Genomic DNA, 25,023 nt, shown 5'->3' with positions numbered 1-25,023 from the left:
AACTGGCGTTCAGCACCGACTATCGTTTGTAGATTGGATATCGTGGTTCAGCACCGGCTTATCGTTTGTCGATTAGAAACCGGTGTTCAGACCTGGCTTATCGTTTGTCGATTAGATACCGGCGTTCAGGCCCAGCTTATCGTTTGTCGTTTAGAAACTGGCGTTCAGCACCGACTATCGTTTGTAAATTGGAAATCGGTGTTCAGGCCCAGGCTATCGTTTGTCGATTGGATATCGGGGTTCAGCACCGACTATCGTTTGTAGATTGGATAACGGTGTTCAGGCCCAGGCTATCGTTTGTCGATTGGATATCGGGGTTCAGCACCGACTATCGTTTGTAAATTGGAAACCGGAGTTCAGGCCCAGGCTATCGTTTGTCGATTAGATATCGGGGTTCAACACCGACTATCGTTTGTCGATTAGATACCGGTGTTCAGCACCAGCCTATCGTTTGTCGATTAGATAACGGGGTTCAGACCTGGCTTATCGTTTGTCGATTAGATACCGGGGTTCAGCACCAGCCTATCGTTTGTCGATTAGATATCGGGGTTCAGCACCGACTATCGTTTGTCGATTAGATATCGGGGTTCAGCACCGACTTATCGTTTGTCGTTTAGAAACTGGCGTTCAACACCGACTATCGTTTGTCGTTTAGAAACAGGTTTCAGACCAAACCTATCGTTTGTAAATTGGAAACCGGTGTTCAAACCTGGCCTATCGTTTGTCGATTAGAAACTGGTGTTCAGCACCGACTATCGTTTGTAGATTGGATAACGGTGTTCAGACCCGGCTTATCGTTTGGCGTTTAAACAGCACAGTACCATGCATAACGCTACAAAATGCTTCAAACATAAAACTCGTCTTATCAATGACTTATGTGATAGTTAATACAAGTGATAGCGAACAACGGCCAAGTACTGCTAAATCATGAATGGTTATATAACCAGGCTGAATGTATAAATTTTAACCATTCACTAATATACAAAATCACCTGTTGGTTTTACACGACGAGCCCCATTTCCTCTGGGTTTAAAGGGCAAATAACACTCTCTCCAAGCTCAACGAGGAGCCTTAATGCAAAAGACTTAAGATCAAGCTAGTGATCATCAATGAGCACTTTTTTGTTGTAATATCTTGTGGATAAGCTGTGACAACCTATCGTTTGTATATTGGCGCTCTATCGTTTGTAAACTGCATTTTTATCGTTTGTATACTGGGCAACTATCGTATGTAAACTGGATCTTTTTCGTTCGTACATTTGATCCTTAACGTTTGTCGTTTAAAGGGAAAAATGCCTAACCACATGATTTAATAAAGTTTCAAAGAGTTATCCCAGCGTGTATATAAGAGATAAAGAGATCAAGTAAGAATAATAAACAGAGATAAATACTACTTTAGGCATGATCTTAGTGATCTAGAGAGAAGATCCAAAAAACAAGGAAAGATCTTTTTGTTTTTTATGAAAAAGCATATACTCGCTAAACCACAAATTTTTTACACCACGAACGATGATTACTGTCACGACTAAAACACCTAATGACGGAAACCTATTTGTGTATCCACAACCATTTGATTTTTGCATTCAAAATTTTGCAGAAAGTGGTGTTTTAAGTGACAAAGAGCTGGTGTTCATTCAGGCAATCATTGACGGCCATCATTTCAAAGACGAAGCTAATCTCACCTCGATCAAGAAAATCAGGGAGTTATTGCCAACAACGCTAACAGATCGCCAGGTTACCTATAGTATCTCTAAGCTGAGAGAAAAAGAAATTCTATGTGACATGGATTTTCAGTTTGCGAACGCGCCCAAACGTCGCATCAGCATGTTTTCTCTGAGAGAGTATAGTGCCCGTCACATCGTCGAAGATATCAACCAGACAGAGACGATCAAAGCAAACATCAGCCAGGGGCAGAAAAACCGTAAGCAAACCAAGCAAAAACTGAAGGATTTGGGATTTAATGAATCTCCGAACCCAGAGTTTACGCAGGTTATCCGCCATCAAACCAGTTACCCTTTCGAGCAGCTGTTGGCTTTTACAAAGCAAAATGTTAACCAGCTAGCGGGTTATGTAAATATCAAGGATGAAGACGGCAATCTTCATAAATGCCCGGCACAGGTGAAGTCAACCTCACGCATCGTGAATCAGGACGATCTTCAAAACTACTACACCATGATTTCTCTGACGTATGCCTACCATCTGCATTACAGGGATCTCTATCTTCGTGAGTGTAAACGTCCTGAGAACGAAACCCCTATTACGATCAATGAGATACTTCAAGTCAGGGGAATGTCGCGCTCAAAGCCGAACTATGAAAAGATCCGTGCCAGCATCAACGCGCTTAGAGACAGCCATTACGATTTCAATGCACTAAAAGAAGTGAACATCAATAATGAGCTGCATGAAATGTTTGCGACAGAACGATACCGAATTCTGGACGCAACACCGGTATCATGCCACTCGGCCTCTATCGTCGATAATGAACTAGAGGATAATGCAACGGCCTATATTGTACGTTGGCCACAACATTTCTTCGATAAGCTCATTTTTGGTAAAACACCATATATTTTTCCTAAGGCTAGCCTGTCGGTCGATGGCACCCTGTTTATTCTGTATCTGTTCTGCCGTAACACGATTAAAGACAGTCATACAGAGTCAAAAGCTTTCTCACTTGACCTAAAAACATTACATTTGCGGATTGCCCGCCAGGTAAGCTATAGCCAGTTTGCTACAGACTTGAAGCGAAGCTGTAAGCACAAAAAGACTAAGGATTTGTGCAAGGTTGACATAGCTGACAACGGGAAAAAGGCTGATCTCATCCGCATGAACCTGTTTGGCTACAAGATGTTGATCGATTTCCATGAAGGCATGATCTCAATTCATCTTGATAAGGCCAGCTGGAAAGCTTCGCTTGAAATTAATAACCACACTCAAGATGCTCCGACCATCTATAACCCAATGAGTGAACTGGCAGATTTCAAATTCTGGGATAATACTGCCGCTAACTCTGCTGTTGAAGAGAAGGTTGTGAATGATGAACAGGTAGCGCGTATCCGTTCCGTTGACGGCATTAACATCACCCGACGTAAATACGTCACAATTGTTCGCCTATCGAAGATGGTCAGTGTTTCCATGACCCATTATAACAGTGACAGTGACTGTCTGGAGCTGGCCGAGCTGGTGACTGTGAGAAACAAGAATGCCGTATCCCACAGCAAGGTGCTTGCATATCTGAAGCAGGTAAGAAAAGAAACGCCGCAATTAAAACATGATGGTGTCGTCATAAGCCAGCAGACAATCTATGCTCTGTCTTCTGCGCTCTTCACCATTACCGACGACTGGGTACTGGGTGACGTCATCTCGTTTTTCACTCGGCGTAAAGCAGAACGTAAGGTGCTTGCTGATTATCAAGCCAATGCTAACGAAGATGCCTTGGCTATCTTAGCCCATGATATTGTTAGGACTCTGCAGAAATAAGCGGCACAATCCGGTTCTGTTCTAATACCCTTGATAGGAGCATTCTCACCCCTACGGTGAGAATGCAGTGCTTACAATTGATTATTGTGCACAAACACAGCTTCGAGTTTGTCTGCACTCCGCGTCTGGTGGGATATTACAATCTGATATACTTGATGAACTTGAACTTGAACGTGAGCTACTAGAATTTGTGCTCTGTGAACCAGAAGAATAGCCTGCTGGTAAGGTTGTCACAGGGCCTGGCTCCGCTCCAAGATACCTTTCTTCAAATGAAGCTGAATAGTCGTAATTTGTGTCGGACGAAGAAGGGGTGGTAGCCCAATACTCCAGCACCTCACATCCGTTTAAAATAACAACCATGAATAACGTACAAAATATTCGAATCATCGGTTTCCCTCCCAATGTGTGCAATTGATTGTTATGCGTTCAGTTGAGTTTATTACAGTAGAGAATACTAATTTAGCCAATTAATAGTCATAGACTAATTGAGATTGATCAAAATATGACAAGGTCTATTTTTGTGGCTTATCATTCCGCCCTTAACGATTTCAGCAATGAATGTGTTGTAAAGGACAAAGATCGTTGACGGATCCCCTCATAATTCTTCCAACCTAGCGTTGGTTAAACCGCTTATGTTCAAGTTTCGCCCATTGATATCGCTGACTATCTAAGTGGTAGCACACTGCTACTGATATCTTTCAGAACTAGTTAATCTGAGTTCGTACATCTACGCCGACTCCAGGTTAATCTTGCGAACCCCAATCTCATACAGCTGGCACCAGTGCAGTATCTGGTTGAATCGATCTGACTGGGTGCCGGAGTCAGCCAAGATTACGCATGCATTAGCAAGCTGTAGCAACTCAAAATCCAGTAGCCGCTGAGCAATCTTTCCGTCATTTTCAAAGTCAGGCTCGAAAGCTTTTATCTGAAATTTCTCTACCCCTTTTATCGTATCTTCGTTATTAGCGATCCATGCAGGAGAATTGAACCGTTGTGATAGCGTAGTCAGTTTCTCATCAAGCCCGGGAACCGACTTGCCCTTATTCACGCCCCGCAGGTCCAGTATTGTCCCTACGAAATAGGTTTGTTCAATATAAGCCTGATATGAGCCACATAAGGCCACATTGTCGGGCCGAGACATAGTCAGTAAATCCGTGATGGCCTGGTTGTTGATGGCCTCGGGTCCCAGGTTGAACTTGGTCAATATGAATCTATTCGGTTTACCGGCTATCTCATCGAAACACTGCTCAAGGTTGGCCTTTAGCTGGCAGGGTGTTAGCCACTCGTTGCGCTCCTTCATAACCATGTTGTAGGTATGCTCGTTCAGCCCTTGTCCTTCTTTGAGGCCTTTTTCCTTGAGTATTAATGGCACGCCAGCCCCGCTGCCAATGTTCCTTCGCTGATGTTGGTACGGCAAGATGTAATTTAGACCGAGCATTCCACCCTCCTTTAGTGCAGCCAGAAAAAATATCTCTTAATTGCCTATACCTGTGATGTACATCAGCGGTGTCATTAAATAACCCAACTGGAGTGCCCGTATGAACGTTAACCACAACAGCCAGCAAATCCTTGAAGCTATCGAGCCGCATATCAATGCCGACGAGCCAGGCGATATTCGGTCAGTCCTTGACGAGAAGGCCTTTTCACCCAATATCGAAACCATCGATACCATCACCCGCGAGCTCAATGCCCGTCTGCCTCACCTGGAGTTCACTCATACCGCTGAAGATGGCTGGAGTTATATCGAAAACCAACCATCTTAAACTCGTCACTGGCGGGGACCGACCACAACGGTCCCTGTCCCTCCATGACAATAAAAGTCTATATTTTTCAGTTATTTATTTCGCAATTTCCCTTGCGATTTTGTGAGTATGGGTTATACATATATATATACCCTGTTTACTGGAGAGTCCCATGGCAGCACAAACTCAAGTATCGAGCAGCATGACCAGCTTTCGGTTTTCTGGATGCCAGTTACCGGTAATGAAGGCCTACGACGACAGTGGTAATCCGACCTGGCTAGATAGCAACGATGAGCTCGTCGAAGGGATTTATATCGGGATGGAAAACGAGATTTACCATGCACTGCCTGCTTACAGTAGTTCGCAGATCAAAACGCTGGTAAAGAAGTCCCCTGCGCACTTCTACCGCGAGTACATCAGCGATGTCAGCCGCAAGCGCAAGAGTGTTCAGCTGCAGCGCACCTTGGATGCGGGGACCTACGGCCATGAACTGATTCTGGAGCCGCATGGTTTCTACGACCGCTATTACCGCGACTTGGTAGAGGCCGATGTGCCCGAGGCGCTCACTACGGCGCCTCAGATGCGAAAGAAATGCGAAGAGCTCGGCATCCCTATCCCGAAATCGGCAGACAAGGCTCGCTGCAAGAAAGAGCTTAAGGCAGCTGATAGCAGCTTAGTGTTCTTTGACGAGATCAAAGAGGCACACGTCAACGACCCAAAACACCAGAACAAGACGGCTATCGATGGGATCGTCTACGACGATGCACACCGCGTGCTCGAGAGCTGCCGCAACAACCGCATTGCCGATGCATTAGTACAGAACGGTTTGCCTGAAATCAGCTTTATCGCCAAGTGCCCCCGAACCGGCATGTGGCTAAAGTGCCGTTTTGACTGGCTGCGTTTTGACTGCATTGCCGTCGATGTTAAGACCACGGCCAGTACAGCACCTGAGGCCTTTGCTAAGCAGGCCGGTACTCTGGGTTACTTCATTCAGGAGGCGTTTTACCGGTATGTTGCCGCCTTACTGGGTGTGCAGGTATCAAGCTTTATCTTTTTGTGCGTGGAATACGTTGATTGTGACTGGTGTGAAGTGTACGAGCTCGATGGCAAGGAAGAAGCGATGCATAAATGCTTGTCGGCGCTCGACACCCTGAAGCATTGCCTGGCTACGAACGAGTGGCGGGCCTATTCCCAGCGCGACACCATTCGCACGCTGTCTATCCCGAATTTTGCCCGATAAGGAGTTTTGCCATGTTTGAACAATCTATTGCCTATCAAGCACTTGAAGCCGCAATTAAGCCCTATAACGAGATTGCCCAGCAAAACCAGACTGGCCTTGACGGCACCGAGGAGGTACTGCATGCCAAGCGCTGGCTTAGTCAGCAAGGTGAGTCGGTATGGTCGCAGGTAGAACCAAACTCTCTGTACTTTGCCTTACTGCAGGCTGCTCGTGTTGGACTGAGCCTGAACAACTTTGAAAAATATGCCGTGCTGGCGCAGCGCTACAATGATGCAGGTATGCCATTTGTCGAGTATATGCCGACTTACCATGGTTATATCAAGCTGGCCGCAGACAGCGGGATGGTAACTCAAATCACCAGTGATCTGGTCTTCAAGGAAGACAACTTCATCTACCATGGTTCTACCAAGGCTCCGGAGCACAGTGCCACAACACTGTCACAGAAAGAGGATGACCGCGGGGAGCTTGACGGTGCCTATGCCCTTGCCTACCTGACCAATGGAGCGGTGTTCTGTGAAGCGGTCAGCAAAGCGGAACTGGATGAAGTGGAACAAACCATGAAACTCAGCATGCAGTTCTCGGTTTGGGACTCGGTGTTTGTCGGCCAGATGCGCCGTAAAACAGCCATCCGCCGCCTGATGCGCCTCTTATTGCCGCAGCTGGCAGAGCTGTCTGATAAGCCCGGTTATATCGAGCGGTTGAAGGGAGCGATGGCCGGAGAAGATGGCGTGTGGGACAAGATCAATACCGAGCAGCTGAAGACTCGCCGGGTTGTCGAGCAGGCCCAGAGCGAAAATGTGGTTGCTTTAAGCCAGCCAGAGTTGTCCGTGACGCCGCCCCACCTTGCTAATCAGCATAAAACGGTCACTGGCGAAAACCATGAGTTGATGGAGAAACTCAAGGCGCCGGTGGAACAAGAACATTTTGTTGTGCCAAAGACGGATCAGCAAATGCCAACTCGAGGTCTGGCAGAATGGTAAGCGAATTCCGCATAAAACGGCTACGCACGGGCTATCGGCATGTCAAAGTCGTGCGTAGTGCCTGTGGTGGCAGGGCAACAGTGACCACCAGCCACCACAGCCTGCACTCTTCTGTGGTTAAAACAACCGAGGAGTCAGGCTCAGTGGCGCAGATGGATACCTTGCTTGGCAAAGTGGTAGCCAGTGCCATCAAACATTACGATGACCGGCTGGAAAACATTGGCAAGCTGGATCCGTGGGTGGTACTGGGCGTACCCAAATCAATGATGTCGATGGTGCCCGGATTTACGATCACCCGGAACTATGACCATCCATCATTGACTCTGTCGTGCCCTGACAATGAGAGTCTGCGTCCCCGGCTGTTGACGATCTACCCCCACGATAGTGATTACATGGCCTGCCTGCAGGATACCAGTGGTGAGCTGTCGGCGGCGCCGCTATCGGTTTGGGATGCACTGGGTACTCTGTGGCCGTCGGTCAAATCCACTGTTAGGGCCATTGTTAATCAGACCGCCAGTGGTGAATTGCAGCTGGTGGCTGTGCTGAGCGGAGGCCTCAAGGACGAGTCCGAGTGCCTGGACCGCCTTTTGGCCACGGCGTGCCCGAAGGGGGAACTCTCGGGAGGAGATGATACTGATTTTGCCCTGGGTTATGGCGCCGACCGGTTTGTTATTTACCGGCCATTTGAGGAGATTTGCCTTTACGCTAAGGAATTTAACGACCGGTCATGGCAGATGTACCTCACAGACGGTGATCAGCCTGTAGGCGAGGCCGTACTCTCACTGCCCCATTGTGATAATCCAGAGCAAAAGCTGTATCGGGGGGCTGCGGCCAGGGTACGGGTCGCTATCCGAGATGGCTCGATTGTGAGGATTTATCACCATTCTTGTGATTTGTTGTTGGATGAGGATGACTGCCACTTTGCCCAGGATGCGGCACAAATGCTCAGATAAACTGGCAAAAAGGAAAATGAGGTATACAATTATGTATACCCATCCCGAAAAAACTGGAGAATCACTATGCAGAACAAACAACCACAACCGACTAATGTGCAGGACAAGCAGGTACAAAACCTAAGTGATGATGATTTGGATTTGCTGATTGAATTCCTGGCCGAGCAGTTAGCCTGATCTGCTCTGCCTATTAAGCGACCAACAGCGCGAGTGAATGCATTAGCTGCTCGCGCTTTTTGCTTCTGATTTTTGCCAAAGCCTCTGAAGCCGGTAGGCCTGCCATGGTGTTCATAAGAGCCAGCTCTTGGCGCTCATTTTCCCCCAGTCGGTACACTTCCCGCTCAATGATTCTCAGGCACTCTGTTTTGATATGCCCGCGGTTCTGCAAGGCCTTAACCAGAGGTGCATCCAGTTCTGATAACTTCATCCTTCACTCCTTGCATGTTTTTGATTTGCTAGGAGTGTAGCCACGTCAGGCTGTATTAATTCTGATTAACGGATGAATTTTGCCTGCTTAATCCGATTTCGGCTCCGGCACGCTGAGCGCTTTGTAGATTGACATTGCCTGGTGGGCGCTGAGTGGAAGCTCCAGGACATCAATGGCATAGCGAAAGACGTAACCCTGCATGTAGCTGACGCAATCTAGCGGCATCTTGACCTTGGAAGTTGGCCATTCGGCCAGGTAGCGCTTGTTGTACTTGCGGTTCGTGGCCTGGCACAGGTGTTGGATAGCATGGGCGCTACAGTCAAACATGCTCAAGTACGTTTCCATTACGTTATTGAATTTCACGTCCTGCTCCTTTGCCGTTGCTGGTATCGCATTATTGCCCAGCGGTATTGGCTTGGCTTGGTTGTTGGTCCCTGACACAGTAGTACACCACTAATTTGGAAAAATAGGTATATAAAGAAATATACCATCATTCTCTTTATCGTGCGTCTGCTTGATGTACCTCCTTGGCATATTGACCAACCCTGGAGAGCATCATGGACAAATTCAAGCCATCAAAAACCGCTGCCCGACGTGTTCGTGACCGTTTGGCTGTACCTAAACGCTGCCCTCATTGTTCCAGCAAAGTCGTTGTTAAGCATCACAGTGAAGTATTTAACCGTGTCTACAGCGACTGGCCATGGTTGTACTGCTGTACTCATTGCGATGCACGCGTTGGTATGCACCCGTCAACACGTATCCCTCTCGGTACACTGGCTGACGCCAAGACCCGTACAGCACGGCGCACTGCAAAAGAGCAGTTCCTGCAGTGGGCTAAGCAGCGAGGTTATAGTCGAACACGCAGTTATCAGATGCTCTCTTCCATGTTGGACATTAAGCTTAACCGGACCCATTTTGGCTGGTTTGATGCTGATACCTGTAAGCGAGTGATGAGTATGCTCGATGCAGCATGATTGAACTCGAAGAAAAGTGTAATGTTGACACTTATTCCCCCGAAAAAGTGTAGGTTCCTGTGCTTAATCCCGACATAACACTGGACTAAGAGCCGATTTTTTACATAACAGTGGATTAAGAGTATTGCGACATAGAATCGACAACAGTCAAAAGCAGGTATAGCTGTATCGGTATTTCTAATCGTTGTCTAGTTTGTTGCCCGGGTCATCAAAGTAGGCGTTCCAGTCCATATCTTTTACTGGTATGTCGCGATAATCAGGATTCAGCAACTGCTCGATGAAAGCTGCGAATGCCTCCTTGTCGTTTGTCGTGATTAGGTCGATGGGCATAGCAATGCGCGTTTCTTCCAATCTGCCAGCAATGGCGCCGATCCGCAAAACCTCATCTAAGCTAATGCCCCTAAGTAACCTTGCATCTGCTCTGACAGTTTTCATAACGGCACCGAACTCTTCGTGCAGCCAGAAACAGATATCCCAGCCGCTTCGGCCAGAGTTCAGCAGTCGTGGCAGATGCGCCTGGAGGACTCCGTAGACGTTGCCTTGTGAATTGAATTGAAACGCAGGGAATTTTAGCTGGCCATCTATCTCGACAGAGATAATTTTGTTGAGCTCGACTAAGTTAGCAAGCCGGTCTTGCGGAAAAGGAAGTTCAGAAGCGGTTTTGAAAGAATGGTGGGCAATGAACTCGTCGCGCTTTTTAATGAATCGCTTCCAGAGGTATTGTTTATCGTTGATTTCCTTGCTCATGACTACCCTCCCGGCCTTGGTCTATCAGTACCTATTACTCATGATACATCCGGTAGCGTCAATCGAGGCATATATCTGTCACTCCCCGGCCCATATGGCTTCGTCCGGCGGTATTACCGATTGGCTCCTTTCCTTCATCAACAAAAAAGGCGACCAACCGGCCGCCTTCTTTGCTCGCATCAGCCTCCTGGCCTTCTGCGACTCACCACGATGTCGTCGAACACCGACATCACCACACGCAACATCCCTTAAGACGTCTCGAACGCAAAACATCTTAAGTGGATGCTGTGCATGGGGTGAGAGAGATTTTATGGATTAATGACCGAGGTGCGATCAGGCAGGACAGCATAAGCTGATGCGGTCGATGGGGCGCATACCCAACTATATTAACTAAATCGAGAAAAAATATAGATTTGTAGATTCAACTCCAGTTAAGCAACCGATTGCACCGTTGTCAAGACTGCAGGCAAAAAAAAGCACCAATCGTCATTGGTGCATAGGATGGTGTGGTGGTGCCGGCGGTTAGCCAACTTGGAATATACCTGTCGTGACCTCCTTGTCAGCGTTGCTCAGGGACAACAGTGTGGCGTGACTTTGCATCTCAAAAATCAAGGACAACCACCAACTCCCTAAGACTTGTTATCTTTTTCTTCAATATTGACCTGCCCTTTGAGGGTATTTAGGCTTACAACCCCAGGGAAAAGCTGATCGCCAACAAAGATACTGGGTGTTCCCCTCAGGTTTAACGCCTGGAACAGCGCATTGTTTTCATCAAGTTTGTTCTTCACAGCCTGCGAAGCTGCCGTTTTTTTAAGTTCTTTAATGTCGATGCCCAACAATGAAGCTAGTTGGTACGCGCCGGCCTCGCTGGCGCCACTCATTCCCATCAGTTCAGAGTGGAACGCCGGGTAGCTGTTCGGTGCAAGCTGGTTGACGGCAATGGCGATTTTGGCCAGTTTTTCTGACTCAGGACCCAGGATGGCAACATCCTTGTAGATCATTTTGACACGTTTGTCGGTCGTCGCCAGTGTTTTAATGTCATTGGCGACCGCCTTGCAGGCACCGCAGCGATAGTCGAAAAACTCGACCATAGGCACGGTTCCGCTGGCGTTAAGCACCGGATCTGTACTGTTTCGGTACAGCGCATCGGACTGGCGTGCAACCAGGGAGGCCTGCTGTTCCATTTTTTCTCGTTTGGCCAGCGACTGCAGGGCTAACACGCCCTCGCGCAATATTTCCGGGTTCTCTTTTAGGGCTGTCAGTAGCATGGCATTAAACTTTTCCTGATCATCCGTTTCCTGTGCATGAGCCCCACCAGCCAGACTTGCCAGTAACACACTAACCAACGCTATTCTCATCATCGCCTTTCCCTGTGGTTTGCTATTACAGGTAAAGGTAAGGAAATTCCCCGGTCCAGCGCCTTATTAGCGGAGCCTTTTTCGTGGATTAATTAGGTATATGCATGTGTTTGTTTATTGCTGCATACGGTAAAAGCCTAAACTGTGCCTCATCAGACCTCCATCAATTAGTCAGGCCATTTCTTTTGATTGGATTTTTTTTGTACAACCTTTGGCAGTTTTTTAACCAGTGGTTATAATAATAGGTATACATATTTGTATACCCACTGGAGAATCCCATGAAGCAATGCCCGTTGCGAAGTGAACAAGCCGATGTTCTTAAGGCGATATTCGATGAGTCCCGACGCCACGTTTTGACGTTGGGTGATGATTGGAAAGACAAGGTTGCCGACTTGCTAGATGGCAACGGTCAGCAGTACATTGCCAGTGACCGTGATGTTAACCTGATCATGACTCAATTGGAGGTCATGACACTGGAAGATTTTGCGTACTCTGTGCCGCTGACTATTGAAGGCGGAATTAAGCTGGCTGGTACTAACCGTCGTCTCGACAGGTTGGCCGCGCAAATGGCTGGCGCCTGCATCAAGATCCTGCATACCTATGCCCGACAGTACAGCCAAGACGAGATCGAGCTCGACGACTTGGTTCAAGATGGATTTATTGAGGCCTGCCGTGCCGTGAGGACGTTCAAGTATGTACTGGATGTCAATATCACTACCTATGTGATCCCGCGGCTAAAGGTGTTGTTTGCCCGTCGTACACGCCATTACCGTACTGCTATCGAAAAATCCCAGCGTACGATTGACGAGGAGAGGCTCTATAACCGTCTGCGTGACGAGGGGATGAGCGATGCGGATATCCAGGCCAAAACAGGCTGGACAGAGAGCTACTTTGCTGCGGTTAGGCGCCACGCGCCCATTGTGATGGTGGAGGAAGCCGCGTTTGAAAAGATAGGTGACGATAACAAACTTGAAGACGATATCGAGCGAGATGATGTTTACTGCAAGGTCAAGACGACGCTGAAACATAAGTTAATGTCACTCACCGACCGCGAACGGATCTGCCTGATGCACGCCGCCCGACTTGTCAGTAAGCCTTTGACAATTGAAGAACTGGCCAATAATTTCGGTGTTTCAAAAGCCCGTGTATCGCAATATCGCAACAGCGCGGTCAAGCGGCTTGGCTTTAGCAAAACGCTAGCGCTTTAGCGCTAGCTGTACATGCTGTTACGCCATTCCGGCACCCATTTGTTCTTTACCAGCCAGTTGTTCGCTTGGCGAGTGACTTCTCACTATGAGCATTCAGACCAAAACATTACGCGTCAGAGTTAAAGACAAGCACGCCAAACTGCTTAGACAGATGGCGTTTGAAGTTAATCAGGTCTTTAATCACGCAATCGAGCTAACCATGAAAGCCAGTCGCAATTTCAGCGAAGCTGGAGCGGTTAAGCCTGTTTGGTTGTCTGCTTTCGATATTCAAAAAATGACTTCCGGCATTCATTCAAAAGGAGCGCAGTTACATAATTGGTTCTTCGACTGTTCAAGAAATCATTGCCATACACGCAAAAGCGCGCAAACAGTTTAAGCGCTCAAAATTACGCTGGCGCGTTAGCTCTGGTTCTAAACGAAGTCTTGGTTTTGTTCCATTTAAAAGCCGTGCTGCGCAATGGAAGCATGGTCAGGTGAAGTTCGCTGGGCATTATTTTTCTGTTTGGGATAGCTATGGGCTTTCCAAGTATAAATTTAGGGCAGGCTCATTCTCTGAGGACGCTAGGGGGCGCTGGTACTTCAATATCTGCATCCAAGTTCCACCAGAGCAAGCAACAAGTGGTAAGTCTGCCGTAGGCATAGATTTGGGGCTAAAGGATGTCGCCACTTGTAGTGATGGTTCTAAATTAAATGCTGGACGGTTCTATCGAGATCTTGAATCTGCATTAGGTAAAGCTCAAAGAGCTAGAAAGAAAAAGCGTGTTAAGGCTATTCATGCGAAGATTAAGAATCGTCGTAAAGACGCCTTGCACAAGTTCAGTACGCAGCTGGTCAACAATAACGCTGCGATTATCGTTGGCGACGTAAGTAGCACCAAGCTAGTTAAAACCAAGATGGCGAAATCGGTTTTAGATGCTGGTTGGCACATTCTTAAAACACAATTGGAATATAAAGCGATTGCGCGGTCAGTAGTGTTTGAGGTAGTCAACGAATCATACTCCACCCAGACTTGTTCGTGCTGCGGAACAATCCCCGCTAGTAGTCCGAAAGGTAGGGCAGAATGATTGGTAAGAAATTTGGTGAATTGACAGTAAAAGAACGGTTAGGCCAACTTAAACAGTGGGTTTGCGTATGTTCTTGCGGCAATGAAAAAGTCGTTAAGGAGTGCAAGCTGCTCTCAGGCCATACGTCCAGCTGTGGGTGTCAAAGAAGCAAAACCCCGCAACGGCACATGCTCAACGCAGCCGTGGATGCTAACAGAAAGCTGTCGAAAGGACTGCGATTTGGTCGGTTGGTGATTTTGTCAACATACCCTACGGTGGCGAAATGTGACTGTGGGAACGAGGTGAAGATAGCCAGAACCGCGTCGTTGTATAGTGGAGATACGAAATCGTGCGGCTGCTTGAACCGAGACAATGCGAGAGAAAAGCAGCGGAGATTGACGGTTGAACATCGAGTTAAAAAAGGCTTCGACCCTGATACTCCCATGGAGCCTATCAACAAGGCCGAAAGAAATCGTTTTAAAAAGACGGTAGCGCCTTTGATAATGGCGAGAGACGATTACACCTGCGTACTGTGCAATGAACGCGGTAGCATTTTGCACGTTCACCATATAGTTAGATGGAGCGACGACGCTACGTTGCGATTTAAACAATCAAATCTAGTTACATTATGCAAGATATGCCATATCCAAAAGGCGCACGATGGCAACGTCCACAATGAGTGCAATAAAGATATAGCTAGGGTTCTTACCGATATAGTAGCTAAGAGAATGGACTTGTTCTGAATGCGGAGCAGAGCACGACCGCGATATAAATGCGGCAATGAACATTCTCGCGGCGGGGCATCGCCGTCTAGCAGTAGGAATTCCCCGCCTTTAGGCGGGGGAGGATGTCAAAATTAACGGACGTGTTTTGCATGATTAACGTCTTCACAAGTGTTAATTGGATTAGGTTAATTGGATTAGTCAGAATGCAATCTGTCAGTGCTCATACCCGAATGTGGTTTGATCTGATAGATTACTCTAAAACGAAAATGCCCCATTATCAGTTAGTGCTAAAACTCATTCACAGGCTGTTAATGCTGATTTGCGATACATTTTCTAATCTCTTTTAATTAGCTTGATACAGTAAAGGGGCTGCCAGTGGAGATCCTTTGTTCATGGTAGCCGTTATAGAACTATTAGGCGTTGTTGACTAAATCAGTGAACTCTTTTGCTATTCAGTGATCAGATCATCTATCACAGGATGTTTTAGGTGTCAGTAATGGGCAAGTCGAAGAACAAAATCACAAACTGGAAGCAGTACAACAAAGCATTGGAGCAACGTGGTTCACTTACATTCTGGGTTGATGATTCTGCTATCGACTCTTGGAGATGTACTGAACATCACGGCAAGCGTGGTCGTGGATTCCAGTATACTGATACCGCTATTGAAACAGCCCTGATGATTAAAGGGATTTATTCTCTTCCGCTGCGTGCTCTTCAAGGTTTTATCAATTCGATTTTCAAGCTTATGAATGTGCCTCTTAGGTCACCTGATTATACCTGTATCAGCAAACGAGCTAAGACTGTCGAGGTAAAATATCGCAACCAATCAAAAGGGCCAGTTCGACATATTGCTATCGATTCCACAGGCCTAAAAGTGTTCGGTGAAGGTGAATGGAAAATTCGAAAACATGGTAATGAGAAGCGTAGAACTTGGCGAAAGCTCCACCTGGCCGTTGATGTTGATACACATGAAATCATAAGTGCAGAAGTCAGCTTAGTAAATGTTGGTGACAGTGAAGTGCTTCCTACGTTACTCAATCCACTACGCCGAAACATTCGAGAAGTATCTGGTGATGGTGCTTACGATACCAAAGAATGCCATAAGGTTTTACAGCGAAAAGGGATAATTCCTCTTATCCCGCCGAGAAAAAATGCAGGATATTGGGAAGATGGTCATCTGAGAAACGATGCGGTATCGGCGTTGAAAGCTAATAACCTAGCTCAATGGAAAGTCGACTCTGGGTATCATTTTAGATCGCTCTCCGAAACCGCCATGTCGAGATACAAAGGACTAACTAACGGTACGTTGACACTTCGAAGTTACAACGGTCAAGTTGGTGAAGCCCTAGCCAATGTCAAAGCGATAAACAAAGTCATAAGACTCGGTATGCCTGAAAGAAAAGTTACTGTTTAATAAGTAGCCAATTAGAGCTAGATCTGCATTGAGCCTGATTTGATCAACAACGCCGAACTATTAATGAACATTCGCTGTTTACGAGCTTTTTCACGTAAATCGATGACAATGGAGTAGCAACAAGAAGAAAAATCAGAAGCATATCGTAAATGCTATTGTCTGACGGTATTGACCCAGAAGAACTTTTAGCTATGACCGCTAAAGCACCCAACAAACCTCGCGCATCCCGCCCTGCAACATATAAGTTCATCGATGAGAATTGAAAGGATAAAACATGATCATAACGTATTGATTAAACCCTAAAGGTGTCATTTTTGAATTTATAGCGTTTACTGCGCTTAAATGCACCTAAACTTATAGTTATGTAGCGGGTAATGTTGCTAATTATAGCTGCATAAAGGGAAATAATGGAAAATATAGTTGTTTATTATATGCTTAGCCATGTGATTAAAAATGAAGAGCAGAAGAGAATAACCGCACAATTGAAAAAAGCTGGCTTTGAAGGAACATTAAAAGTTTACGACTTAGGAGGGGGCAGTAAAGCTTCCAGTAATCTTGTCGTAAAAGGGGTCTATCAAGGGCAAAGATGTTGTTGTGCTGTGGGTTATGAGCGTAAAAGGAATAATTTAATTATTAGGCAAATATGGAGTGAACATGTCGAAGTATAATTTGCTGTACCTTTGTTAACCCATAAAATGATTGACTACCAAGATAGGTTATTTCACAGAGCACTTTAATCTGAAGTTGGTGAGCTAGTCGGTGGCAGTCAGCATGGATAATGGTCAGCAAACTAAAACAGAAATCCCTCAGCTTCCGCAGGATTTGATTGATAAGTTTACCAAGCCGATTAAACGTTTTTTGCATATTCAAGCTTCAGCGAGCCTGGTTCTTCTGTTGTTTACTGTTATCGCACTGGTTTTGTCCCACTCAATGTGGGGGGATGCTTTCCTTGCGGTTTGGGAAACACCGATGGGTATTAATGTCGGCTCGTTAATATTCGTCCGTTCACTTCGTGAATGGATAAACGATGCTTTAATGACTCTGTTCTTTTTTCTTGTGGCTTTGGAACTCAAGCGGGAGCTTGTTCTGGGGGAGTTGAAACACCCGCGCATTGCTGCATTGTCTATCATAGCGGCTTTCGGCGGTATGCTCGTGCCTGCTGCTCTGTATCTCATGTGGCAGTCGGGTCAACCCGGCGAGAATGGCTGGGGTACAGTGATGGCGACTGATACTGCTTTTGTCATCGGTTGTTTAGGGTTATTAGGGACACGTATTCCCCATAGTTTGCGCATATTTATGCTGTCGATGTCGATTGTGGACGATATCGGCGCTGTGCTGGTGGTCGCCATAAGCTATGGCAATAGCCTCCGATGGGAAGTACTTGTCTTAGCTGTTGCTGGTATTGTCATTATTCGCGGAATGGGCCTGCTTGGTATTCGTAACGTTGCTATTTATTCTTTAGCCGGCGGGGTGCTGTGGATTTTGGTGGATGCGTCTGGGATACATGCAACAGTTACCGGTGTCATACTAGGTTTGATGACACCGACGGAAAAGTGGGTAAGCGGTGAACGTTTGCACGCCATTTTAGCTAACGTTGTCGCGTATCCGCCCGATGAACATTGGGAGTCGGATACCGAAGGACGGAAGGCATTGCAAATGGCAGAAGCTGCAGCACATGGAACGCTGTCTCCGGTTGAAAGGCTGGTAATGGTGCTTCATCCATGGGTTGGGTTCGTCATCTTGCCATTATTTGCATTTGCCAATGCCGGAATTCAGGTATCTTCGTCTGACTTTGGTAACCCCGTCACTGTGGCTGTTTTTATGGGATTTGCGCTTGGCAAGCCATTGGGGGTATTTGGATTCAGTTGGCTGGCTGTACGGACGGGAATAGCGATACTCCCGTTGGATCTTAACTGGAAATTATTGGTTGGCGGTAGCCTGCTGGCTGGTACTGGCTTTACAATGGCACTGTTCATTGCCAATTTGGCTTTCAGTTCTGATCTACTCAATGACGCAAAATTGGGGATATTGTCAGCGTCTGTCTTTTCTTCCATGGCGGGTATTTTAATATTGTCCAGATGGTCGCATAAAGGCAAGTACCCAAAAAATTCAAATGAATTGTAATGGTTATACATTGAGGCCAATTACTCCTGAGACTGGATGTTGATTGGGCTTACTGTGTTCCCATTTTATTTCATCAGCCCGCTTGAAAGATCCTCCAAAGCAAACCAATCTTTACTAATCATATAGTTTTTTGCCAAAAATCTAAGGCAACATTCATGTCATCGTCTAATCACAATCCCCCTCCTGAAGACCCTTTAGGGCATGGAGAACTCCCTCCGGCCAGCGTAGGGGAAAGTATTAAAAAACGCGCGAGAACAATCAAACAGTTCCACCCACGTGGCAATCTGAGAAGTATTGCGGGGATGGTATTGCTCATCATAGTGGCGATAAGTTTTTGGCAGGCTATCTACACCGTCCCCAGTGATTCCGTGGCTGTCGTGCAACGATTTGGTAAATTCCATTTAGTAATACAGCCGGGTTTACATTTCAAACTACCGCTTGGCGTCGATATTGCGACGGTGGTTCCGGTAAAACGTCAATTAAAACAGGAGTTTGGGTTTATCACGCCAGGGGCGAATGATCCATACCAACGTTCTGCCGAGCATAATGGTGAGCTAGAAACGCAGATGGTCACCGGTGATTTAAATGCCGCGTTGGTCGAATGGGTAGTTCAGTATCGTATTTCCGAACCAATTAAGTTTTTGTTCGAAGTCCGCTCACCAAGTGCCACCCTTCGCGATGTTTCAGAGTCTGTAATGAGGGAAGTCGTCGGCGATCGTACCGTTGATGAAGTCATTACAATTGGCCGGCAGGAAATTGAATCAGAAGCGCTTGTCAAAATGCAGATACTTGCGACGAAATATGCAATGGGGATCAATATTGATCAGGTCCAGCTGAAAAATATTAATCCGCCTAGACCCGTCCAGGAATCATTTAATGAAGTCAATCAGGCCCAGCAAGAAAAAGAAAAGCTCATTAACGAGGCACGCAGAGATTACAACAAAGTGATCCCGCTGGCGGAAGGGGAGAAAGATCAGCGGATCCGTGAAGCGGATGGTTACCGGCTAAAAAGAATTAATGAGGCAGAAGGTGATGCTGCCCGATTCAATGCCTTGTTGAGTCAGTACAGCAAAGCACCAGAAGTGACACGCCGTCGAATCTATATTGAAACGATGCAGGCGATTTTGCCCGAAATTCATTCAAAGATTATTATTGATGAACAAACCCGCAGCATTTTACCTTTTCTCGATCTTAAGGCAGATCAAGGTAAGCAAGGTGAGCAGCCATGAAAAAAGCCAGTCCATTGATTGCTCTTACTATTCTCGTCTTGGTCGCATTGGTTATAAAGGGGGCACTTTATACCGTTAGTGAGGTCGAGCAGGTCATTATTACCCAGTTTGGTAAACCGGTAGGTCAGCCGATAACGGAAGCGGGACTCAAGGTAAAAATGCCCTTTATACAAGAAGTCAACGCTATCGATAAACGTGTACTGGAGTGGGATGGTGATCCCTCCGATATGCCGACAAAAGATAAGCTGTATATATCGGTCGACTTGTTTGCGCGCTGGCGAATAACCGATCCCTTACAGTATTTTCTCCGCTTACGAGATGAACGCAGTGCTCAGTCTCGGTTGGATGACATTCTGGGCAGTGAAACCCGCAACGCGGTGGCAAAACATGAATTGATTGAAATTATCCGTACCACCAAAAGTCGACAGCCTTTACGTGATGCGCTGTTGGTTGAGGCTGAACGCGACCTAACTCTGGGAAATTTGGTACCGATCCAAAAAGGGCGTCAGGTGATCGAAGACGAAATATTTACCGAAGCAGCAGAGAAAGTCCGAGTCTTTGGTATTGAACTATTGGATATTCGCTTTAAGCGCATTAACTACAATGCAAGCGTAAGACCCAAAATATATGACCGCATGATCAGTGAGCGCCGCCAGATTGCCGAACTCTTTCTTTCCGAAGGATATGGGGAGGCAGCCAGAATCCGAGGTAATCGTGTACGTGATTTAAATAAAATACAATCCGAAGCCTATCGTAAGGTGGAAGAGATAAGAGGCTTGGCCGATGCTAAAGCCGCAGAGATATATGCACAGTCATATAATCAAAATCCACAGGCGGTGAGTTTGTATGAATTTACGCGCACAATGCAAGCCTACCAGTCGATCATGGCAGAAAATACCACGTTGGTACTATCGACCGAGAGTGACTTGTTTAAGTTTCTGAAGGGTGTATATCCACCTGAAACATTCAAATTGACGCCAGAAAAACAATGAAGAAATCCGCTTTCCAGCCCCATGAACGAGGGCATCCCACGCAACTGCCCAAAGAGTATGTTGACTGGCTAACCCAGCCGATAACACGATTTCTGCGCATTGAAGCCGCAGCTGGTTCAGTGTTGCTCATTTTTACTATTGCGGCTCTGATTCTGTCTAACTCCCCTTGGGCAGAAACATTCTTGTCAATATGGGACGTTCACGTAGGGATCACTGCGGGCACGATTGAGCTTAAGCGCTCGTTACGGGAGTGGATTAATGATGGATTGATGACTTTGTTTTTCTTCCTGGTAGCACTGGAGCTGAAACGTGAAATCGTTTTAGGAGAATTGAAAAAACCACGTTTAGCAATGTTGTCTATCGCCGGTGCTGTGGGTGGTATGTTGATTCCTGCATCTCTCTATCTGGCTTTTCAGTTGGGTCAGCCCGGACAGAATGGATGGGGAATAGTGATGGCAACAGATACCGCATTTGTTATTGCCTGTCTCACCCTGCTTGGTCCTCGTATACCGAAAAGTTTGCGGGTATTTATTCTTTCGCTGGCGATTATTGATGATATCGGTGCCATTGTCGTAGTGGCCGTCGGTTACGGTGAAGACATTCATTTTCGTTATATTGGACTCGCGGTAATCGGATTTGTGGTCGTTAAAATCATGGCGGTGCTTGGTATACGCAATATTGCGATGTACTTGTTAGTTGGCGGCCTAATTTGGCTTGCAGTCGATGCCTCCGGGGTGCATCCAACCGTGACCGGGGTGATCTTGGGACTGATGACTCCAACGGTTCGTTGGGTCAGCGAAGCGCGTTTACTGACGATAATGGAATGTGTTGTGCCGTCGCCAAGCCAGCGCGGTGTTTTTAGTATCGATCGCAAAGTCTTAAAAACCGCTGAAGCGGCGGCGCGGGAAGGGCTTTCCCCGGTGGAGCGGTTCGAAATGTTGCTTCATCCTTGGATTGGCTTTGTAGTGATGCCTTTGTTTGCTTTTGCTAATGCAGGTGTTCCGATTTCTTTTTCCGAAATGTCTGGTTCGCTGTACATGGCGGTTTTTGCCGGTCTCGTAGTAGGAAAGCCGGTCGGTATTGTCGTATTCAGCGGGTTGGCGGTATGTACCGGCCTGGCAATACGACCGCCCGGCCTACGTTGGCCGTATCTATTAGCGGGCGGCATGCTTGCCGGAATAGGTTTCACCATGTCGCTCTTTATTGCCCATTTGGCTTTGAGTCCTGCCCTAGTTAACGCCGCTAAGCTTGGTATCTTATCGGCCTCGCTATTTTCTGCGCTGATGGGAATCACATTGTTAAGTTGGCTTTTGAAGCGCGATGCTTTGCACAATCAAGGTGATATATAGCTCTCGCTCACTCCGGATAAAGTAACCACAGTCTTGAATGCGTGATTGCTGAGGAAATGACGATGATCCCCGATAACGAACATGCATGGCGTCAACGATATCTTCAGTCGCTGACGTTAAATGGCAAAGAACATGTCTATTGGTCACTGAAAACGCTGGCAAATGATTATCAAATCGACTTGACTCATCTGCCGCTGGTTACCCGGCTGTTTCTTGAAAATGTCATGCGACACTATGAAGATCATGCTACGACTTCAGTGGTTATCTCGGCACTTTGCTCGGGAAGATATGGAGCGGATGATGACATTGAACTATCTTTTTATCCCAGCCGGGTTTTGATGCAAGATTATACTGGTGTTCCGGCATTAGTTGACTTGGCTGCAATGCGGGATGCGGTCTATCAGGCCGGCGGTGACCCGCAGCGTATTAATCCTATCTGTGCGGTTGACCTGGTTATTGACCACTCGGTGATTGCTGAACAAGCGGGTAAACATTCGGCATTAATTGCCAACCGGCAACAGGAAATGCGACGAAATCAGGAGCGATACCAGTTCTTGAAATGGGCGCAAAGTGCCTTTGATAACCTAACGGTTATTCCTCCTGGGCGGGGGATTTGTCACCAGGTGAACCTGGAATATTTGGCACAGGTCGTTCGGGATGAACAAGGTGTGCTGATCCCCGATTCTCTGGTTGGAACTGACAGTCATACCACCATGGTTAACGGATTGGGTGTGCTGGGCTGGGGTGTCGGTGGAATAGAAGCCGAAGCGGCGATGCTCGGTCAGCCTATAAGCCTGAATATTCCCCATATTGTCGGTGTTAAGCTTGAGGGAGCGTTGAAAGAGGGGATCACCGCAACAGACCTTGTGCTAACCATCACTGAACGCTTGAGGACGCATGGCGTTGTCGGTAAGTATGTTGAATTCTACGGACCCGGCATAAAAAACCTGACGGTAGCGGATCGGGCGACCCTGTCGAATATGGCGCCTGAGTACGGTGCGACCTGCGGACTTTTTCCGGTGGATGAAAAAGTCATTGCGTATTTGCAGCTAACCAACCGTCCTAAGCCATTGATAGAAAGAGTGCAAGCCTACGCGATGGCACAGGGGTTGTGGTGTGACGCCGATTCCCCCAGTCCTGTTTATGCAGAGACTGTATACGTTGACTTATCTGCCATTGAAGCCTCAATAGCCGGCCCGAAGCGGCCGCAGGATCGCCTTGCGTTAAGCGCGATAAAACAAAAAACGCAAGAGCACATTGAATTAATGGGGCAGAAAGTCACCGATGATAAGTGTCGTGGTGAATCGCCTCATACCTTAACGAATGGGGATGCTGTGATCGCGGCAATCACCTCCTGCACCAACACCTCAAATCCCTCGGTAATGTTAACGGCGGGTCTGCTCGCAAAGGCGGCGGTAGAGAAAGGCCTCTCGGTTCCTGCCCACGTGAAGACATCGCTGGCACCAGGTTCTCAGGCTGTGGCGCGATATTTGGATGATACGGGGCTACAACTCTATCTTGATCTTTTGGGATTTCAACGCGTCGGTTTTGGTTGTACAACCTGCATAGGTAATTCAGGTCCGCTTAACGGTGATCTTGAGGCTGATATTGAGCAACAACAGCTGAGCGTCTGCGCGGTGCTCTCGGGTAATCGAAATTTCGAGGGACGAATACACCCAGCAGTTCGTTTCAACTGGCTGGCGTCACCTCCGCTTGTTATTGCTTTTGCGCTGGCTGGCCATACGCGTATTGATTTACAGAAAGAACCCATCGCAAAGAACTATGACGGTGAAAACATCTTTTTACGTGATTTATGGCCAACCCAATCGATGCTCGATAATGCCTTGCGTCAAGTGACAAATAATCAGTTCAGGCTAAGTTACAAGGACATAGATAAGGGCGATAACTATTGGCAAAACTTAACAATGAAAAATAGTATCTGTTATCCTTGGGATTCGGCGTCAACCTATATTCAACGTCCGCCATTTTTTGAACGCGAGATCGACCATCAGCCGATCCAATCTGCTCGAATATTGGCCCTTCTCGGTGATTCTATTACCACTGATCATATTTCTCCAGCCGGTCAGATTGCAGAGAAAAGTCCGGCCGGACAGTATTTGATCTCTCATCATGTGTCACCGCGAGATTTTAACAGCTATGGTGCGCGTCGAGGAAATCATGAGGTGATGGTACGCGGCACGTTTGCTAACCGGCGAATCCAGAACAAAATAGTAGCGCCGCAAATTGGAGGTGTCACACGCTATTTTGGTTCGCATGATTCAAATTATCGTGACAGCTTGCCTTCAACTGAGCAACCGCCAGTGATCTCGATGTATGAAGCGAGCCAGTATGCGATTGCAGATAACATACCGTTAGTGGTCTTCGCCGGCAAAGAATATGGTACGGGATCCAGCCGTGACTGGGCCGCCAAAGGCTGCCTGTTACTGAATGTAAGGGCGGTGATTGCCGAGTCCTTCGAGCGGATTCATCGAAATAATCTGGTGGGCATGGGAATTTTGCCACTTCAAATTGTATCGTCAGGCGGGATCGAATCCTTGCTGCTAAAAGGGAACGAAACAGTTTCAATCGCATTAAACCATAATCTTAGCCCACGACAAGATGTCAAAATAATGCTTAGAAAAGCAGAGGGTTATGAACAACAAATCCCTGCGGTACTTCGAATTGATAATCAACGAGAACTTGATTATTTTAATGCAGGGGGAGTGCTACGTTATATTGCAAATAGGTTTATTTGATAGAATCGTGAATTTTACTTGATGGTACTACATTTTGTAGCGCATTTATTTTCTCGTTATCGAAGGTTACTGTGCGAATCTCAATATTGGTAGTTGTAGAGCCGAACTTGATAATTTTAGATACTTTTTCTTATCTAAAACGTCCGATTTAGAGCATAGATTCTAAATCGAAAATGTCCAGAAACGTGTTTGCAGCATGGTGAATTGTGTGTGATCACCGAGCGATTCTGTCGTATCTTAATTACCAAGCGACTTTGTCATTGCGCTAACTACCGAGGGAATTTGA

General features: G+C 46.8%; 25 protein-coding genes and 1 pseudogene. 21 read left to right on the top strand and 5 right to left on the bottom strand.

The window, feature by feature from the left end; all coding sequences use genetic code 11:
• The 3 genes from Q0852_RS22360 to Q0852_RS22350 form a co-directional block, all read left to right on the top strand.
• Nucleotides 1-264: hypothetical protein (locus Q0852_RS22360; RefSeq protein WP_299022383.1), on the top strand; the 264-nt coding region annotated here is incomplete at its 5' end.
• Nucleotides 265-374: 110 nt separating this feature from the next.
• A complete protein-coding gene (locus Q0852_RS22355) occupies nucleotides 375-578 on the top strand; it encodes a hypothetical protein (protein ID WP_299022382.1) in 204 nt (67 codons plus the stop codon).
• A gap of 975 nt (nucleotides 579-1,553) precedes the next feature.
• The gene (locus tag Q0852_RS22350) at nucleotides 1,554-3,476 is read left to right on the top strand and encodes a replication initiator protein RctB domain-containing protein (protein ID WP_299022381.1); all 1,923 of its coding nucleotides are present in this window, start codon (nucleotides 1,554-1,556) and stop codon (nucleotides 3,474-3,476) included.
• A 727-nt stretch (nucleotides 3,477-4,203) separates the two neighbouring features.
• On the opposite strand, the gene Q0852_RS22345 is transcribed toward Q0852_RS22350, so the two are convergent.
• Nucleotides 4,204-4,914: a hypothetical protein gene (locus tag Q0852_RS22345; RefSeq protein ID WP_299022379.1), complete on the bottom strand. Its 711-nt coding sequence runs from the start codon at nucleotides 4,912-4,914 to the stop codon at nucleotides 4,204-4,206.
• Between the two features lie 100 nt (nucleotides 4,915-5,014).
• On the opposite strand from Q0852_RS22345, the gene Q0852_RS22340 reads away from it, so the two are divergent.
• The 4 genes from Q0852_RS22340 to Q0852_RS22325 all read left to right on the top strand — a co-directional run bounded on the left by Q0852_RS22340 (nucleotide 5,015) and on the right by Q0852_RS22325 (nucleotide 8,391).
• Complete coding sequence (locus tag Q0852_RS22340) at nucleotides 5,015-5,239, top strand: hypothetical protein (RefSeq protein WP_299022376.1); 225 nt, start codon at nucleotides 5,015-5,017, stop codon at nucleotides 5,237-5,239.
• 151 nt (nucleotides 5,240-5,390) lie between these two features.
• Nucleotides 5,391-6,458: a PD-(D/E)XK nuclease-like domain-containing protein gene (locus tag Q0852_RS22335; protein ID WP_299022374.1), complete on the top strand. Its 1,068-nt coding sequence runs from the start codon at nucleotides 5,391-5,393 to the stop codon at nucleotides 6,456-6,458.
• An 11-nt stretch (nucleotides 6,459-6,469) separates the two neighbouring features.
• Nucleotides 6,470-7,438 (top strand): recombinase RecT, encoded by a 969-nt coding sequence (locus Q0852_RS22330; RefSeq protein ID WP_299022372.1) that lies wholly within the window; start codon nucleotides 6,470-6,472, stop codon nucleotides 7,436-7,438.
• A 50-nt stretch (nucleotides 7,439-7,488) separates the two neighbouring features.
• On the top strand, nucleotides 7,489-8,391 hold the full coding sequence (locus Q0852_RS22325; protein ID WP_299022370.1) for a hypothetical protein: 903 nt from the start codon (nucleotides 7,489-7,491) through the stop codon (nucleotides 8,389-8,391).
• Nucleotides 8,392-8,581: 190 nt separating this feature from the next.
• Here the strand turns inward: Q0852_RS22325 and Q0852_RS22320 are convergent, their stop codons facing one another.
• Entirely contained in the window at nucleotides 8,582-8,818 is a 237-nt protein-coding gene (locus Q0852_RS22320) for a hypothetical protein (RefSeq protein WP_299022368.1), read from the bottom strand.
• 87 nt (nucleotides 8,819-8,905) lie between these two features.
• On the bottom strand, nucleotides 8,906-9,259 hold the full coding sequence (locus Q0852_RS22315; RefSeq protein ID WP_299022365.1) for a hypothetical protein: 354 nt from the start codon (nucleotides 9,257-9,259) through the stop codon (nucleotides 8,906-8,908).
• Nucleotides 9,260-9,375: 116 nt separating this feature from the next.
• Here Q0852_RS22315 and Q0852_RS22310 point away from each other — a divergent pair, with 116 nt between their 5' ends.
• Nucleotides 9,376-9,792 carry a zinc-finger-containing protein gene (locus Q0852_RS22310; protein ID WP_299022363.1) on the top strand — a complete coding sequence of 139 codons (417 nt, stop codon included), beginning with the start codon at nucleotides 9,376-9,378 and terminating at the stop codon, nucleotides 9,790-9,792.
• Nucleotides 9,793-9,969: 177 nt separating this feature from the next.
• Here the strand turns inward: Q0852_RS22310 and Q0852_RS22305 are convergent, their stop codons facing one another.
• Complete coding sequence (locus tag Q0852_RS22305; protein ID WP_299022361.1) at nucleotides 9,970-10,539, bottom strand: hypothetical protein; 570 nt, start codon at nucleotides 10,537-10,539, stop codon at nucleotides 9,970-9,972.
• Between Q0852_RS22305 and Q0852_RS22300 the strand changes: the two genes are divergently transcribed.
• Nucleotides 10,538-10,858, top strand: coding sequence for a hypothetical protein (locus Q0852_RS22300; RefSeq protein ID WP_299022357.1), 321 nt, complete (start codon nucleotides 10,538-10,540; stop codon nucleotides 10,856-10,858). The two genes, Q0852_RS22305 and Q0852_RS22300, sit on opposite strands and share 2 nt — an antisense overlap.
• A gap of 310 nt (nucleotides 10,859-11,168) precedes the next feature.
• Here the strand turns inward: Q0852_RS22300 and Q0852_RS22295 are convergent, their stop codons facing one another.
• Nucleotides 11,169-11,900, bottom strand: coding sequence for a DsbA family protein (locus Q0852_RS22295; protein ID WP_299022355.1), 732 nt, complete (start codon nucleotides 11,898-11,900; stop codon nucleotides 11,169-11,171).
• 275 nt (nucleotides 11,901-12,175) lie between these two features.
• On the opposite strand from Q0852_RS22295, the gene Q0852_RS22290 reads away from it, so the two are divergent.
• The 12 genes and pseudogenes from Q0852_RS22290 (at nucleotide 12,176) to acnA (ending at nucleotide 24,737) form a co-directional block, all read left to right on the top strand.
• Entirely contained in the window at nucleotides 12,176-13,105 is a 930-nt protein-coding gene (locus Q0852_RS22290; RefSeq protein WP_299022352.1) for a sigma-70 family RNA polymerase sigma factor, read from the top strand.
• An 85-nt stretch (nucleotides 13,106-13,190) separates the two neighbouring features.
• Nucleotides 13,191-13,481, top strand: a complete 291-nt coding sequence (locus Q0852_RS22285) for a hypothetical protein (protein WP_299022350.1) — start codon at nucleotides 13,191-13,193, stop codon at nucleotides 13,479-13,481.
• Nucleotides 13,396-14,169, top strand: coding sequence for an RNA-guided endonuclease InsQ/TnpB family protein (locus tag Q0852_RS22280; RefSeq protein WP_367278182.1), 774 nt, complete (start codon nucleotides 13,396-13,398; stop codon nucleotides 14,167-14,169). The genes Q0852_RS22285 and Q0852_RS22280 overlap by 86 nt, the downstream gene beginning before the upstream one ends.
• Nucleotides 14,166-14,891 (top strand): HNH endonuclease, encoded by a 726-nt coding sequence (locus Q0852_RS24005; RefSeq protein WP_367278181.1) that lies wholly within the window; start codon nucleotides 14,166-14,168, stop codon nucleotides 14,889-14,891. The genes Q0852_RS22280 and Q0852_RS24005 overlap by 4 nt, the downstream gene beginning before the upstream one ends.
• Nucleotides 14,881-14,985: pseudogene (locus tag Q0852_RS22275) on the top strand (zinc ribbon domain-containing protein); the annotation flags it as partial. The gene Q0852_RS24005 and the pseudogene Q0852_RS22275, both read left to right, overlap by 11 nt.
• A 384-nt stretch (nucleotides 14,986-15,369) precedes the next feature.
• The gene (locus tag Q0852_RS22270) at nucleotides 15,370-16,287 is read left to right on the top strand and encodes an IS5 family transposase (RefSeq protein ID WP_299022348.1); all 918 of its coding nucleotides are present in this window, start codon (nucleotides 15,370-15,372) and stop codon (nucleotides 16,285-16,287) included.
• A gap of 407 nt (nucleotides 16,288-16,694) precedes the next feature.
• On the top strand, nucleotides 16,695-16,955 hold the full coding sequence (locus Q0852_RS22265; protein WP_299022345.1) for a hypothetical protein: 261 nt from the start codon (nucleotides 16,695-16,697) through the stop codon (nucleotides 16,953-16,955).
• Nucleotides 16,956-17,046: 91 nt separating this feature from the next.
• Entirely contained in the window at nucleotides 17,047-18,411 is a 1,365-nt protein-coding gene (gene nhaA, locus Q0852_RS22260) for a Na+/H+ antiporter NhaA (RefSeq protein ID WP_299022343.1), read from the top strand.
• 155 nt (nucleotides 18,412-18,566) lie between these two features.
• Nucleotides 18,567-19,640, top strand: coding sequence for an FtsH protease activity modulator HflK (hflK, locus tag Q0852_RS22255; protein ID WP_299022340.1), 1,074 nt, complete (start codon nucleotides 18,567-18,569; stop codon nucleotides 19,638-19,640).
• Complete coding sequence (gene hflC / locus Q0852_RS22250) at nucleotides 19,637-20,632, top strand: protease modulator HflC (protein WP_299022337.1); 996 nt, start codon at nucleotides 19,637-19,639, stop codon at nucleotides 20,630-20,632. Before hflK ends, hflC begins: the two co-directional genes overlap by 4 nt.
• Complete coding sequence (gene nhaA / locus Q0852_RS22245) at nucleotides 20,629-21,981, top strand: Na+/H+ antiporter NhaA (protein WP_299022336.1); 1,353 nt, start codon at nucleotides 20,629-20,631, stop codon at nucleotides 21,979-21,981. The genes hflC and nhaA (Q0852_RS22245) overlap by 4 nt, the downstream gene beginning before the upstream one ends.
• A 62-nt stretch (nucleotides 21,982-22,043) precedes the next feature.
• A complete protein-coding gene (gene acnA / locus Q0852_RS22240) occupies nucleotides 22,044-24,737 on the top strand; it encodes an aconitate hydratase AcnA (protein WP_299022333.1) in 2,694 nt (897 codons plus the stop codon).
• The last annotated feature ends 286 nt before the right edge of the window (nucleotides 24,738-25,023 follow it).

The sequence above is a fragment of the uncultured Photobacterium sp. genome, assembly GCF_947502415.1.
Taxonomy (GTDB): Bacteria; Pseudomonadota; Gammaproteobacteria; order Enterobacterales; family Vibrionaceae; genus Photobacterium.
Note: the sequence above shows the minus strand (reverse complement) of the source record. Positions and strands in the feature narration are given on the sequence as shown.

What these genes read in the sequence shown, in the direction of transcription:
- Q0852_RS22310 (WP_299022363.1), top strand. Translation starts at nt 9,376, where the DNA reads ATGGACAAATTCAAGCCATCAAAAACCGCTGCCCGACGTGTTCGTGAC.
- Q0852_RS22265 (WP_299022345.1), top strand. Translation starts at nt 16,695, where the DNA reads ATGGAAAATATAGTTGTTTATTATATGCTTAGCCATGTGATTAAAAAT.
- Q0852_RS22270 (WP_299022348.1), top strand. Translation starts at nt 15,370, where the DNA reads ATGGGCAAGTCGAAGAACAAAATCACAAACTGGAAGCAGTACAACAAA.
- hflC (WP_299022337.1), top strand. Translation starts at nt 19,637, where the DNA reads ATGAAAAAAGCCAGTCCATTGATTGCTCTTACTATTCTCGTCTTGGTC.
- Q0852_RS22305 (WP_299022361.1), bottom strand. Translation starts at nt 10,539, where the DNA reads ATGAGCAAGGAAATCAACGATAAACAATACCTCTGGAAGCGATTCATT.
- Q0852_RS22320 (WP_299022368.1), bottom strand. Translation starts at nt 8,818, where the DNA reads ATGAAGTTATCAGAACTGGATGCACCTCTGGTTAAGGCCTTGCAGAAC.
- Q0852_RS22340 (WP_299022376.1), top strand. Translation starts at nt 5,015, where the DNA reads ATGAACGTTAACCACAACAGCCAGCAAATCCTTGAAGCTATCGAGCCG.
- acnA (WP_299022333.1), top strand. Translation starts at nt 22,044, where the DNA reads ATGATCCCCGATAACGAACATGCATGGCGTCAACGATATCTTCAGTCG.
- Q0852_RS22345 (WP_299022379.1), bottom strand. Translation starts at nt 4,914, where the DNA reads ATGCTCGGTCTAAATTACATCTTGCCGTACCAACATCAGCGAAGGAAC.
- Q0852_RS22330 (WP_299022372.1), top strand. Translation starts at nt 6,470, where the DNA reads ATGTTTGAACAATCTATTGCCTATCAAGCACTTGAAGCCGCAATTAAG.
- hflK (WP_299022340.1), top strand. Translation starts at nt 18,567, where the DNA reads ATGTCATCGTCTAATCACAATCCCCCTCCTGAAGACCCTTTAGGGCAT.
- Q0852_RS22335 (WP_299022374.1), top strand. Translation starts at nt 5,391, where the DNA reads ATGGCAGCACAAACTCAAGTATCGAGCAGCATGACCAGCTTTCGGTTT.
- Q0852_RS22300 (WP_299022357.1), top strand. Translation starts at nt 10,538, where the DNA reads ATGACTACCCTCCCGGCCTTGGTCTATCAGTACCTATTACTCATGATA.
- Q0852_RS22290 (WP_299022352.1), top strand. Translation starts at nt 12,176, where the DNA reads ATGAAGCAATGCCCGTTGCGAAGTGAACAAGCCGATGTTCTTAAGGCG.
- Q0852_RS24005 (WP_367278181.1), top strand. Translation starts at nt 14,166, where the DNA reads ATGATTGGTAAGAAATTTGGTGAATTGACAGTAAAAGAACGGTTAGGC.
- Q0852_RS22295 (WP_299022355.1), bottom strand. Translation starts at nt 11,900, where the DNA reads ATGATGAGAATAGCGTTGGTTAGTGTGTTACTGGCAAGTCTGGCTGGT.
- Q0852_RS22285 (WP_299022350.1), top strand. Translation starts at nt 13,191, where the DNA reads ATGAGCATTCAGACCAAAACATTACGCGTCAGAGTTAAAGACAAGCAC.
- nhaA (WP_299022336.1), top strand. Translation starts at nt 20,629, where the DNA reads ATGAAGAAATCCGCTTTCCAGCCCCATGAACGAGGGCATCCCACGCAA.